The organism is Bacillus sp. FJAT-42376, assembly GCF_003816055.1.
In the GTDB taxonomy this organism is placed as follows: domain Bacteria; phylum Bacillota; class Bacilli; order Bacillales; family Bacillaceae; genus Metabacillus_B.
In genome coordinates, this window is sequence record NZ_CP033906.1 from 1,389,692 (window position 1) to 1,402,748 (window position 13,057).

Here is a 13,057-nt window from a genome sequence, read left to right on the forward strand (position 1 = left end):
ATGAAGATAAGACTTGATATAAAGGAGTTTCGATACAAATGAATATAGCCTTTTTCTTAATTCCAAAAAAAGAAGTGGTCCATCTGCCGATTCATGCAACGATGCGCCAGGCATTGGAAAAAATGGAGTATCACCGATATTCGGCTCTGCCGCTGTTAGATGAAAAGGGAAAATATGTGGCAACGCTGACGGAGGGGGATTTGCTGTGGAAAATGAAGAACACCCCCAATCTAAGCTTTGACAGCACACATAAAATCAGCCTTAAAGAGGTCGAAATGCATAAAAAAAATGAACCGGTTTTGATTCATGCAAAAATGGAGCAGATTATTTCCAGGGCAATGGAGCAAAATTTTGTTCCGGTTATTGATGACCAGGGAATTTTTATCGGCATGATCCGGCGGAGAGAAATTATTGAATACTGTGCGGAACAGCTTTTTAACAAAATTTAATGAGTTCGATAAGGGGAAAGAATAAATGGAACTGGAAATGATCGCGAGGCTTCTGACGGCACTGTTTTTAGGAATCATCATTGGAATTGAAAGGCAATGGCATCAATGTTTAGCAGGCCTTAGGACGAATGTGCTCGTCGCCGTTGGGGCTTGTCTTTTTGTTCTTCTTGAAGCACTGGGAGACGGCCATTCCAGTATGAGAATTGCGGCACAGGTAGTTAGCGGGATTGGCTTCCTTGGTGCAGGGGTCATTTTAAGGGAAGGGCTGACAGTGAGAGGGCTTGATACAGCAGCGACTCTTTGGTGCTCGGCCGCAGTGGGAACACTTGCCGGGTCAGGATTTTTGCTTCTCGCCGCTGCGGGAACAGCGGTTGTAGTGGCTGTGAACAGCATTCTCAGGCCGATGGCGAAATGGATTGATCAGCATCATAAAATTCCTGCTTCCCAGAAAGTAATGGCAAACGATAAAATATATATGCAGAAATAAACAGAAACAGGGGGACTTTTATGGAGAAGAGATGGAAGCATGAGGACCGTTTGTTTGAAACACTGTGGGAAGCTGAATTGTGGGCAGATTCCATTGCCAATGAGATGTCTGCGAAGCTGTACGATGGATACTCGACACCTGATCACAAAGTAGCGTATGTCCTTTCTTTTCTTCTGGCTTCTGATTCAGGAGCTAAAATCGGGACCGAGAAACGCTCTGAGAACGGCTCTTTTCTATATAAAGTCTGGATAGAATAAGAAGGGGGGCATTCACCCCTTCGTTATTCAACCCCGTCCGGATAGTTTTTCACCCAGTTTTTATCCCCTTTATGGCCGATATCCTCTGCTGTTTTTTCAAGCTCCGTTAAAATGATTTGTTTCACTTGATTAATCGTTTCGAAAAATGTCCGTTCCTCATCCGGATTCGGCTGAATTTTCGCTGTGGCATTTACCCCCACATAATGGCGGTGCTCCTCAATGAGATGATCAAAAGCCTCAAAGATGTGTCCTGTTAATACAGCGATATTCTGATGTTTTTCCGGAAGGTTCTTCTTTAAATTTTCAATTCGGTTATACATATTTAATCCCCGTTCCTATTATGGATTTACCCATTATTATGCGCTTGATACAATCATTCATATACCCGAATATTCAGGCGCAAAATCCCGTCAGAGTCATGAAACCCCATAAAGAGGGAAACACTACTTTTCATACATTCCCGTATGAGGAGGACCTGAAAAAGTGAAGACCATACAACCGAGCTGTTCCAATGAATTTGCCGCTCTAAGAAGCGTTCTGTTATGCCCGCCGGTATATATGAAAATTGAAGACATTATCAATGAAACCCAGAAGGAATATCAGGATGAGGAGCTCGATGCCGGAAAAGCAGTCAGGCAGCATAAGGAATTCGTCCGCATTTTGGAGGAGCATGGAATCGAAACCCATCTTCTGGAACCGGACGAACGGTTTCCTGAGCAGGTATTCACAAGAGATATCGGCTTTACGATCGGCCGCACATTGTTTATTGCGAATATGGAAATGGATATCCGCCAGGGGGAAGAGGGCGTATTGAAGGCCTGGCTCGACCGGGCAGAAGTAGATTATGTGGATTTAAAAGGTTCCGGAATTGAAGGCGGAGATGTTCTGATTAACGGAAAAACGGTCTATGTAGGCATCAGTGAGAGGACCTCGGCCGACAGTGTAAAGATGCTCGAGAGCCATCTTCCCGGCTATGAAATACAGCCGATTCCGATTAAAAAGGAATACTTGCACTTAGATTGTGTCTTTAACATGATTTCAGAAAAGGAGGCGCTTCTTTTTCCGGAAGCGCTGGAGCAAAAAGACATTGATTGGATTAAGTCCCGTTTCGAAGTGATTGAAGTGAAGGAAGAAGATCAGTTCAGGCTGGGTGTGAACGTTTTTTCTATTGGAAATAAAAAAATTATTGCCCTTCCGCTCAATACGCACACAAATGATCGGTTGAGAGAGTGGGGATACGAAGTAGTCGAAACGGATTTATCGGAAATTATTAAGTCCGGAGGAGCATTCCGGTGCTGCACGCTGCCGCTAAGGCGGGATGGGTAATGTCCTTAAAATCATTCTAAGGCCGCAAAAAAAGGCTGGTCCGGAAGCCATTTGACTTCCGGGTCAGCCTTTTTATAGCGTTTCCTGCACGGCATTGTCTTTTACCTTCACAAGCAGCCATGACATTCCAAAGCTGAGAAGGGCGAGAATCAGCGTTCCTCCGTAGATAAAGTGAACACCTGATGCAAGGATTCCCTGCAAGCCTTCCAGTTGTTCCGCCGGCACATTCCCGTGGTCGAAGGACGCGTTCAGGTTAAGATTGCCTTTCCCTGCCTGGGAGAGTGTGACCAGATTAAAAATGGTTCCAAAAACGGCTGAACCGAGTGTCTGGCTGAAGGTGCTGATGAATGTGTTGAGTGCAACGGCAGATCCTCTTTTATTTGAAGGCACGGACCCTTGGATGATCAGCATAAAAATGGGGGTGATCAAACCCATACCGAGACCCATCATTCCAATCGATGCATAAATGAAAAACTCGGGTGACTGGGCGGACAGTGAAAATAGAAGAAAAGCGCCGGCGCTTAAAATGGCCGTTCCCATCGTAATAATGGCCTGGGCTTTCAGGCGGCCGACAAGGTTTCCTGCAATAATTGATCCAAACGTCCAGCAAACCGGCATCGGCATGAGAATGAATCCTGCGGCTGTGGCGCTTTTCCCCAATACCCCCTGGCTCCAAATCGGAAGGTAGATGGTAATGCTGATAATGACGGCTCCGGTGAGAAGCGTCAGCATGTTCACAATGAGCACCCGCTTGTTGGAAAACAAATTGAGCGGGATAATCGGTTCTGCGGCTCGTTTTTCGATCCAGACAAATGCCCCGTATACCGCCAAAGCCGCTGCAAAAAGGCTGATTATGACCGGGTTGCTCCAATCCTGAGACTGGCTGCCGGACAGGAGGGCATAAAGAAGAGAGATCGTTCCGATGGAAAACGCCGCTGCGCCCAAATAGTCGATGCTCTGCTTTTCCTTTGAGGCGTCTTCCCTGTAAAACTTCAGGAGCATGACTAAGGCAACCAAACCAAACGGAAGATTCAAAAAGAAAATATAGCGCCAGGACATCGTATCGACGATAAAGCCTCCGAGAAGGGGACCAAGCACGCCCGCCACTCCCCAGACGGCGCTGATCCAGCCCTGTGCTTTGGCGCGGTCTTTCGTTTCGGTATACAAATCCCCGATAATGGTCATCGTTACCGGCATGACAACACCGGCACCAAGACCCTGGATGGCGCGGAAGATAATCAATTGCTCCATCGTGAATGCAATACCGCACAGAGCGGCCCCAATTAAAAACAGGATAATGCCAAACACCATAATTTTTTTCCGACCGAATAAATCGGCAAGCTTTCCGTAAATCGGAGCGGAAACCGCTGTAGCCAGCATATAGACTGCATACACCCAGCTCACCAGTTCAATTCCGGATAAATCACTTGTGATACGCGGAATCGCCGTGCTGACAATCGTTCCTTCCATTGCGGCAAGAACGGTTACGAGCAGCAGGGCGCCCATAATTTTTTTCCTCATGTTAAAATCTCCCTTACACCATGACAATAAAGAAAAGTTTACCATTAAATTTAAGATGATTGGAAGAAAATCAGCTTATTTACTATAAGGCTCTGTTCAAGACAGAAGTTGATTTTTAACTAGAACGGAAGGCGAGCGCCCTCAACGGAAATCAACAGCCAAGTTTAACAAAAAAAAGAGAGGGAAGATGCATTCCCTCCTTCGTTATCATTCTTTCAGCTTATGGAACAGCTCGTAAGGGTTTTCCGCATCCTCTGCTTCAGCCTGCCAGATTGGAAGGGACTGCTGTCCGATCGGAAGGGCAAGCTGTTTGTAAATCGGAGCGGTTGAAAAGCCAAATGGCTCCGCATCCTCGTTTGAGTAGGCGAAATACACTTCTTTGATTTTACTGAAATACATAGCGCTTAAACACATCGGGCAAGGCTGTCCGCTTGCGTAAACGGTACAGCCGGATAAATCAGATGTTTCAAGTGTTTTTGATGCGCTGCGGATGGCCTGGATTTCGGCGTGGGCGGTTGGATCGGACGTTGCGGCCACATCATTTACCCCTTCTGCAATCACTTTTCCTTCTTTCACAATAACAGCGCCAAATGGATTTCCGCCATGCCCGGATACATTTTTGCAGGCGAGTTCGACGGCCCTTGTTAGATAACGAGTCGTTTCCAAAACGTTCCCTCCTGAATTTTTGATTTACTCCAGTCATTCCCTTTGAGAAGAAAAGTTATGTCTTTCAGCTGGTTAAAGCAGAGCATTGGAAAAAACCTCAACGTTATTCATGAGGTTTTTTCATGGCTTCTGCCAGCAAATCGGCCAAATGCACGGCTTTTACTTTGCCGGAAAGGCCTTCCCGTTCAATTCCAAGCTGCATTTGGAGAAGACAGCCGGGGTTGGCGGTGACAATAATGGCTGCCTGGGAGGCTTTTGCCTGCTCCATTTTATGGTCTAAAATCTGCATGCTCATTTCGGATTCAACAATGTTATAGATTCCCGCCGATCCGCAGCATCGGTCTGCATCCTTCATCTCCCGGAATTCAGCGCCTTTAATCGCATGGAGGAGGCGGCGCGGAGCAGAAGAGGTGTGCATGACATTCCTCAAATGGCATGAGTCCTGGTACGTCATGATGGCCGGCGGAAGGGCTAGCGGAATAAGCTTGTGAAAATCGCATTCAATCAGTACCTCAGTAAAGTCCTTTAGCTTCGATGAAAAGGCTTTTGCCCGATCGTGCCAGTCCGGTTCATCGTGGAGAAGATGATCATATTCAATGAGGAAGGCTCCGCAGCCGCCGGCATTTGTGATGATGTAGTCCACGTCCAGCTCCTCAAAGGTTTGAATATTCCGTTTCGCGAGCTCTTTGCCTTCCGCTTTTTCGCCGCTGTGCCCGTGAAGCGCGCCGCAGCATGCCTGGTTTTTCGGGATGACAATTTCGCATCCGGCCGCCTGAAGGAGTTTAGCGGTCGCATTATTTGTTTCCATAAACATGGTGTCCATCAAACAGCCGCTGAAAAAAGCGACACGTTTAGCGGTCTTTCCGCTGGATGGCAAAAATTCCGGACGGTTTTTCATTTCTTTCATCGTCGGAACGGAAGGGAGCACTTTTTCCATCGTCGCAAGCGTTTCAGGAAACAGCTTCATCACGCCTGTGTTCCGAGCGAGCTTCTGCAATCCTGAACGCTGGTAAAAGCCAAGCAGACCGGTTACATGTCTCATCCGGTTCTGGTGAGGGAATAAATGATGAAAGGCAGCCTTCCGCATGACCCGGACAGGCAATGAGTGCTTTTTATTTTGATTGATAATATCCCGGGCTTCCTCAAGCAAATGCCCATAGTTCACACCAGAAGGACAAACCGGCTCGCATGCACGGCAGCCGAGGCAAAGATTCAGGGACCGCTCCACGTCTTCATCCGGTTCAATCAAACCGTCGACCACGCCTTTCATCAAGGCAATCCGTCCTCTTGGTGAGTGCGCTTCGTCAAAGCCTGATTCAATATAAGTCGGGCAGGAGGGAAGGCAAAAGCCGCACCTCATACAGTTCAGCAATTCATCTTCATTCATGCGCTCTTTGAACTGTGTCTGGATTTTTTCGCGTTCCTGTACCGTTGTCATGATGACACAACCACCCTTTTTCTTGTGTCCTTCGCAAATACTTTCCCTGGATTCATGATTCCGTTTGGATCAAGGGCCTGTTTGACAGCCTTCATAGCATGAATGCCTGCCGCTCCGAGTTTTAATTCAAGATACGGCGCCTTCATTTCCCCGACGCCATGTTCACCGGTAATCGTTCCGCCAAGTTCAATGGCCTTTTCGAAAATAGCGGCAAACGCTTGTTCCACCCGTTCCATTTCATCGTGGTCCCGTGCATCGGTTGCAACCGTAGGATGAAGGTTCCCGTCGCCGGCATGGCCGAACGTGCAGATTTGTACATTGAATCGTTCGCCTATTTCATTAATCGCGGCCACCATCTTCGCAATTTCTGATCTTGGAACGGTCGCGTCTTCCAGAATGGTTGTCGGCTTCAGACGGGCAAGCGCGGACAATGCGGAGCGCCTTGCCGTTCGCAGAGCCTCGGCTTCTTCAGCTGTTTTGGCCAGCTGAACGGAAACAGCCTGCTCCTGCTTGCAGATGTCCGCCATTTTCAGCATATCTCCTGAAACGAGATCAGCCGGGCCGTCCTGTTCGATGAGAAGGACCGCTTTTACATCCGTCGGCAGTCCGATTTTGGCAAAGTCTTCAACCACCTGCAGTGTAGGCTGATCCAAAAACTCCAGTGTAGCCGGAATGATTTTATTGGAGATAATTTTAGAAACCGATCTTGCTGCGGCCTCCAGATCCTGATAAAGAGCAAGCATCGTGCTCTTTGTCTCCGGCATTGGAATCAGCTTTAATGTTGCTTCCGTCATGATTCCAAGCGTCCCTTCAGAGCCTACAAACAACCGGGTGAAATCATACCCGGCCACATCCTTCGCAAGCTTTCCGCCTGTCCGGATGATGTCTCCATTGGCAAGTACAATCTCAAGTGCCATGACGTAATCACGGGTAACACCGTACTTTAATCCGCGCAGCCCTCCGGAATTTTCGTTGATATTCCCTCCGATCGTGGAGATTTTCATAGAGCTTGGATCGGGAGGATAAAACAGTCCGCGCGCCTCGACTTCATGGATGATATCCAATGTAACGGCTCCAGGCTGGACCGTCACAGTCAGGTTTTCCTCATCGACTTCAAGGATTTTGTTCATATGCTTAAATAAAAGCACAATCCCCCCTTCCGTCGGACAGGTGCCTGCGCATAGGTTTGTACCCGAACCTCTTGGTACAATCGGGACGTTGTATTGTCCGCAAAGCTTTACCACCAGTGACACTTCCTCAGCAGACCTTGGTGATACGACCGCATCGGGCAGCGCCTGAAAATTCGGTGTTGCGTCATACGAATACACAAGCCTGCTTGCCTTCGAGTCCTCCACGTTGCTTTTGCCGACAGCATTTATCAGTTTTTCTTTGAATTCTAAGTTCAGCATAGCGATCCCCCTGTAAAGGTAAGCGTTTTCTCTAAGTATAAAAGAAAGCGGGTCCCGCCATCTATGTAGATTCCTCTAAAAATAGTGGTGGAAACCCGCGTTTATTTTGGATGTTTATCCATAAAGATGACAGCCAGATAGAGAATGAGAGCGTCATTAAGCCTGGAAGGGTTCAGTCCTGTCAGATCTTCGATTTTTTTCAGCCGGTAATGAAGCGTATTAATATGGATATGAAGAGCTTCGGCTGTTTTCTTTAAAGAATGATCCATTTCAAACAGCACAATCAATGTACGCAGCAGGTCCTCCTCTGGCAGCATGGGGGCGAGGGTGCGTTCTATATACTCTTTTTTCGTTTCAGAAGAGATGTCACCGAGCAGCATTTCAATCGTCAAGTCTTCATCGAAAATAATCCGCTGCTTCCCCCGAGGTGAGTTCAATGCGCGCTCTGCCTGTGCATAGGAAGCAGACAAATCAGCGGAGGGGACAGCCTTTCCGGCTCCCATCAAAACCCGGGTCTGAAGCTTTTCCTCCAGATACTCGTGAATGGCTGCAGCCCGGCTTCTCGCATATGCCTTGTCCCCAGCCTGAAAGACCATCACAATCCGGTTGTTGCCCCATTGGACAAAAAGATCGGCCGGGTAACTGTTCTGCCATGTTTGAATCACAGAAGCAATGTGTTTAAAGTGGAGATCTTCATCGGGCAAAACGGCGATCGCCGCCATTCGCGGAACGGTTAGATCTACATTCAGCATCTGGGCGCGGTCCATAAAAGACGGAGTCCATTTCTTCAGCTCAATCCAGTCAAAAACAAAGGCTTCCCGGGTCCGGGCTTCCCAATTTAATTGGTCTGTATAGTAATTTTCGTTCACAAGAAGCTCAGTCATTTTCCGGATGACTTCTCCGAAAGGGGATATGTTTTCAGGGATCCCGGTGATGCCGATCACGCCGGCCACTTCTCCCTGAAAAAATACGGGAAGGTTGATTCCCGCTTTGACACCCGCAAGTGTCTGTTCATCTTCTTTGGAAATGATGACCTTGCGCTTTTCGCGCGAAGCCATTTTCGCCCCTTCATGGAAGTCGCCCATCCGGCTGTCATCCGTGCTTGCAATGATCGTTCCTTCAGGAGTTACAACGATTACATCCTCCTCAATCACCTTTTTGACTTCTTCCACAATTTTAGCGGCAAGGGCAGGCAGCAGCATCGTACATCCTCCTTTTCAATTTCTTCTGCGCCCATTATACCAAAGACGGCTCTTGCGGAATCATCCGCGGCAGGAAATTATGCTGGAGGTGGTATTGGGTCCGGTAGCTGGAGGTGGTGGGTGGAAGTGGCGGGTGTTAGGGAGCGGTTGATGGTTGGAAGTGGCGGGTGTGATTGGGAGTGGTCAACAGGGACAGGGTGCCAGTCCCGCTCTGCTTCACCGCAGCGGGGGAAGGAGACCAGGGTGTGCCTAAGCCTTGCAGCACAAGGACTTGCAGTGGAAGGTGCCAGAGCTTTCGTACGGTAAAATATCAGGGGACTGGCACGGTGCCAGTCCCGCTCCGCTTCACCGCAGCGGGGGAAGGAGACCGTGTGCGCTTGAAGCCTTGAAGGACAAAGACTTGCAGAGGAAGGTGCCAGAGCTTTCGTACGGTAAAATATCAGGGGACAGACCCCGGCCGGGCCCGGCATTTTTATCTCTGCTTTAACAGGCCCCATCTATCACCATTCCTCATACCCGCGCGGAGCATAATAATGAATAAATCCCTGATCCTCAGATAGCTGTTCACTTTTTCTCTTCTCTTTTTCGGATACGGTAAAGATTTCTATTTCATAGTCTTCGGCCAATCGGCGGGTTTTCTTCATCCACTTTCGCGACCAGTCATCCATCATGATTTCAGAATACTGAAAGTCCTCCCACATAAAACCGTCAATGTAAGGAGCTGTCTTCTGCAGGGTTCTCATCCCCCAATTCTGAATGACGGAAATCTGGCGGCTCTCAAGCTCTTTCAAGAGTTGAATCAGTCCCGTCTGCTGGCGTCCCATCTCTTTCGGGTCATCAATGAAATAATCATCAATGTCTCCCACCGTATCTAAAAACACTCCATCCAGCTGTTTATCTATAATCTGATTTTTTATTTCTTCCAAAAGTGTGCTCCGGTAATGATCGGATGTCATATTCATTAAATATGCATCCCATTTCTTTATATAGACCCGTTCTCCATGATCGCCTCTATAAAAATCCTGATCCTCAAACTGCCGGAACAGTTCTTCGTTCCACTTGTCCGATTCCATGGAATTGATATATCCATATACAAGTGTTCCGTTTTCCTGGATTTCGGCTATTTGTTTTTTCGTATAGTAAACGGGTTCGATGATGACCAATGGATACCGCGACATTTCTTTCACTACAGCCCGGGATGGTTCATCATAGTAAATTTTATAAGAAGAAATCTCAAAAAGCTGGTTCCTCTGTTTATTTATAAGAAACAAAGAGGATCCGAGAATGATAAAAAGTATAAGTGTGGCACAGCCTGCGAGCAGTACAAATTTTCTATTCAATGGGTTCATCCCTTTATAACCGTTCTTTTTTTAAACTTACCATACATTTCTCTTGAGTCTATTAATATGTATGCTGCAGATGAGGATCTTTGGCTTTTGAAAAAGGGATGCCGGATATGGCAAAAAAAGCTGCGATGTCGGACAAGAATGCCGGACATGGAGAAAAAAGCTGGCGATGCCAGGTAAGAATGCCGGACATGGCAGAAAAAAGCAGTGATGCCGGACAAGAATGCCGGGCATGGAGACAAAAGCTGGCGATGCCGGACAAGAATGCCGGACATGGAAAAAAAACCGGCGATGTCAGGCAAGAATGCCGGACATGGAGACAAAAGCTGGCGATGCCAGGCAAGAATGCCGGACATGGCAGAGCACCGGCAACTCTCATAAAAACAGTAACAAAATAGTCATAGATTATCATGGGTTCCCATTGGAAAATAATCACAGGTGCAGTAAAATATAAATGTGAATTAATTCACAAACGAGAGCATTATAACAAACCAGAGCTTAATAACAAACCAAAGCTTAATAACAAACCCAAGCATCATAGTAACCCAGCTTTACACCAAACACCAAACACATGTCTAAACACTAAGGAAGGATGAAGCCGAATGACAGGCGTACAAACTAGCCGGGTTGTACTGATTGGGACAGGATCTGTTGGAGCGAGCTATGCGTTTGCTTTGATGAATCAGGGGATTGCGGATGAATTAGTGCTGATTGATATGAATGAAGAGAAAGCGATGGGCGATGTGATGGATTTGAATCACGGGAAGGTGTTTGCGCCGTATCCGACCCATGTTCAGTCCGGCACCTATGAAGATTGCCGAACCGCTGATTTAGTTGTGATTTGTGCGGGTGCGAATCAGAAGCCTGGTGAAACCCGTCTGGACTTAGTGGATAAAAATTTGAAGATTTTCAAACAGATTGTAAGCAGAGTAATGGATGCCGGATTTAATGGGATTTTTCTTGTGGCAACGAATCCTGTCGATATCCTGACGTATGCGACGTGGGCATACAGCGGCCTGCCGAAAGAGCGGGTCATCGGTTCCGGAACGATTTTGGATACAGCAAGATTCCGATATGAATTGGGAGAGTATTTTCAGGTGGCCCCAACTAATGTCCATGCGTATATCATTGGCGAGCATGGCGACAGTGAGCTTCCGGTATACAGCGCAGCTGATGTCGGGGGGGTTCCTGTTTTAAAGCGGATCGAGCGGGATGCGTCCTATAAGAAAGAAGATTTGGATGAAATTTTTATTCATGTCCGGGATGCGGCATACGAAATTATTAAAAGAAAAGGGGCTACGTTTTACGGGATTGCGATGGGGCTTGTCCGAATTACAAAGGCTATTCTTCATAATGAGAACAGTGTTCTGACGGTTTCCTCTTTGCTTGAGGGGGAGTATGGAGAAGATCGGGTTTATATCGGGGTTCCGGCTGTGATTAACCGGGAGGGCATTAGAGAAGTGATTGAACTGGATTTGAATGAGGAAGAGAAAAAGCGGTTCAGCCATAGTGCAGAGGTGCTGAAGAATACTTTGAAGCTGCATTTTGATGAGGAAAACGAATAAAAAAAGAGAGGCATTTCTGCATGAAATGCCTCTCTTTTTATTAATTCAATGTTCCCATCCGTTCAATAGGAGAAAATCTGAATTTGGCTTCCCCGATGACTGACTTTTTGGAGATGCAGCCGAATACACGGCTGTCCATGCTGTCGCGGCGGTTATCCCCCATTACATAGTAGGATCCGGCGGGAACCCTGATTGTCAGGTTTTCCGTCAGGTTTTCGCGTGGAACAAGAATGCTTTTATTTTGTTCTAAATAAGGCTCTTTATATATTTTACCGTTGATGGTTAAGACATCATTTTTAATTTGGACCGTGTCGCCTGGAAGTCCGATGACCCGCTTGATGTAATTGTCTTTGGAGATCGGCGAGTGGAAAACGATCATATCAAAGCGCTCGATCCTGCTGATTTTGGATACGATAATCTGGTTATCGCTTTCAAAAGTCGGCATCATGGACTTTCCTTTCACCATGACGGGGGTAAAAATAAACTGCTGGCAAATCATGGCGACAATGACAGCGGCTAAAATACTGCTGAGCCAGGACCAGATTTCTTTCTTTTTCCGTTCTTTCATGTAAACGCCTCCTGTTCTTGCTTGGCTAAAAGGCAGAATGCAATGTTCCTTTTTTCTATTTTACATGTTTTTGGCCAGGAAAGATATGAGCGGTTCCCCCTTTTACCAACTTTTTAAACATATTATCTGCGATGAGACAGCAGGAGTTCCGTTCCTCCTGTATGTGTCCGTTTTAACCGGGAGATCCTGAATCGTTATCAGAGCCTGCTTAAAAGGTGGAATTACCTCAAGGAAAGTAGAGTATATGTATTTGTTTTACGAGAGAAATAGAGTAATGTGTATAAAGTGGATAATAAATATCCACTTTATACTTCGTTGATTAGGAATGGAGATGGATCCTTTGCAAATGAAAACCGGAGTGGAACAGGCCGTATACGCAATTCTTATGCTGACTTTCTTACCTGAAAAAGCGGTATTGCCTGGAGAAGTCATAAGCGGCCAACTGGGAGGATCGCCGACCTATTTTCAAAAACTGCTCAGAAAGCTGGTCAGTGCAGATTTGATTGCTTCTGTTCCCGGTAAGAAGGGCGGCTTCCGTTTAAAAAGAAAACCGGAGGATATTGCAATCTATGATGTGTACATGGCGATTGAAGGAAAGCAGTCCCTTTATTCATCAACCGGAATCTTTCATGACATGCTTAATATTCAGGATAAAGAAATCGACTTGCTGTCCAATTTAATGGGAGAGGCTGAATCATCATGGAAATCAATATTAAACCGTGAAACAATCGGATCCCTCAATGAAGAGATTCACAAAAAATGCCCTAAGGAAAGCATCGTAAATTTGCGTGCGGCCATTCATGAAAAAATGGTGGTCTAAAAT

15 protein-coding genes are annotated in these 13,057 nt (G+C 46.7%); 7 read left to right on the forward strand and 8 right to left on the reverse strand.

The features are described from left to right. The first annotated feature begins 38 nt into the window (after positions 1-38). Genes CEF21_RS07095 through CEF21_RS07105 form a run of 3 tightly spaced genes read left to right on the forward strand, consistent with a single transcriptional unit; the run spans position 39 to position 1,193 of the window. Complete coding sequence (locus CEF21_RS07095; RefSeq protein WP_123914539.1) at positions 39-449, forward strand: CBS domain-containing protein; 411 nt, start codon at positions 39-41, stop codon at positions 447-449. A 25-nt stretch (positions 450-474) separates the two neighbouring features. Further along, positions 475-936: an MgtC/SapB family protein gene (locus CEF21_RS07100; protein WP_123914541.1), complete on the forward strand. Its 462-nt coding sequence runs from the start codon at positions 475-477 to the stop codon at positions 934-936. 20 nt (positions 937-956) lie between these two features. Continuing rightward, positions 957-1,193, forward strand: a complete 237-nt coding sequence (locus CEF21_RS07105) for a hypothetical protein (protein WP_123914543.1) — start codon at positions 957-959, stop codon at positions 1,191-1,193. A gap of 23 nt (positions 1,194-1,216) precedes the next feature. On the opposite strand, the gene CEF21_RS07110 is transcribed toward CEF21_RS07105, so the two are convergent. Next, complete coding sequence (locus tag CEF21_RS07110) at positions 1,217-1,513, reverse strand: hypothetical protein (RefSeq protein WP_123914545.1); 297 nt, start codon at positions 1,511-1,513, stop codon at positions 1,217-1,219. Positions 1,514-1,676: 163 nt separating this feature from the next. On the opposite strand from CEF21_RS07110, the gene CEF21_RS07115 reads away from it, so the two are divergent. After that, positions 1,677-2,519, forward strand: a complete 843-nt coding sequence (locus tag CEF21_RS07115) for a dimethylarginine dimethylaminohydrolase family protein (protein WP_241156782.1) — start codon at positions 1,677-1,679, stop codon at positions 2,517-2,519. Positions 2,520-2,591: 72 nt separating this feature from the next. Here CEF21_RS07115 and CEF21_RS07120 read toward each other — a convergent pair whose 3' ends face one another. From CEF21_RS07120 to CEF21_RS07145, 6 genes are all read right to left on the reverse strand, one after another. Then, positions 2,592-4,040: an MDR family MFS transporter gene (locus tag CEF21_RS07120; protein ID WP_123914547.1), complete on the reverse strand. Its 1,449-nt coding sequence runs from the start codon at positions 4,038-4,040 to the stop codon at positions 2,592-2,594. A 207-nt stretch (positions 4,041-4,247) separates the two neighbouring features. Next, positions 4,248-4,706 carry a nucleoside deaminase gene (locus CEF21_RS07125; RefSeq protein WP_123914549.1) on the reverse strand — a complete coding sequence of 153 codons (459 nt, stop codon included), beginning with the start codon at positions 4,704-4,706 and terminating at the stop codon, positions 4,248-4,250. Between the two features lie 103 nt (positions 4,707-4,809). After that, positions 4,810-6,144 carry a (Fe-S)-binding protein gene (locus CEF21_RS07130; protein WP_123914551.1) on the reverse strand — a complete coding sequence of 445 codons (1,335 nt, stop codon included), beginning with the start codon at positions 6,142-6,144 and terminating at the stop codon, positions 4,810-4,812. Further along, positions 6,141-7,553: a glycolate oxidase subunit GlcD gene (glcD, locus tag CEF21_RS07135; RefSeq protein WP_123914553.1), complete on the reverse strand. Its 1,413-nt coding sequence runs from the start codon at positions 7,551-7,553 to the stop codon at positions 6,141-6,143. The genes CEF21_RS07130 and glcD overlap by 4 nt, the downstream gene beginning before the upstream one ends. Positions 7,554-7,654: 101 nt before the next feature. Beyond that, entirely contained in the window at positions 7,655-8,755 is a 1,101-nt protein-coding gene (locus CEF21_RS07140; protein ID WP_123914555.1) for a CdaR family transcriptional regulator, read from the reverse strand. 500 nt (positions 8,756-9,255) lie between these two features. Beyond that, positions 9,256-10,095, reverse strand: a complete 840-nt coding sequence (locus CEF21_RS07145) for an endo alpha-1,4 polygalactosaminidase (protein ID WP_164462114.1) — start codon at positions 10,093-10,095, stop codon at positions 9,256-9,258. 116 nt (positions 10,096-10,211) lie between these two features. Between CEF21_RS07145 and CEF21_RS07150 the strand changes: the two genes are divergently transcribed. Next, entirely contained in the window at positions 10,212-10,499 is a 288-nt protein-coding gene (locus CEF21_RS07150) for a hypothetical protein (RefSeq protein ID WP_123914559.1), read from the forward strand. A gap of 204 nt (positions 10,500-10,703) precedes the next feature. Next, entirely contained in the window at positions 10,704-11,666 is a 963-nt protein-coding gene (locus CEF21_RS07155) for an L-lactate dehydrogenase (RefSeq protein WP_123914561.1), read from the forward strand. A 40-nt stretch (positions 11,667-11,706) separates the two neighbouring features. Here CEF21_RS07155 and lepB read toward each other — a convergent pair whose 3' ends face one another. Then, on the reverse strand, positions 11,707-12,234 hold the full coding sequence (lepB, locus tag CEF21_RS07160) for a signal peptidase I (RefSeq protein WP_123914563.1): 528 nt from the start codon (positions 12,232-12,234) through the stop codon (positions 11,707-11,709). Between the two features lie 340 nt (positions 12,235-12,574). Here lepB and CEF21_RS07165 point away from each other — a divergent pair, with 340 nt between their 5' ends. After that, on the forward strand, positions 12,575-13,054 hold the full coding sequence (locus tag CEF21_RS07165; protein ID WP_123914565.1) for an RrF2 family transcriptional regulator: 480 nt from the start codon (positions 12,575-12,577) through the stop codon (positions 13,052-13,054). Positions 13,055-13,057 lie beyond the last annotated feature (3 nt).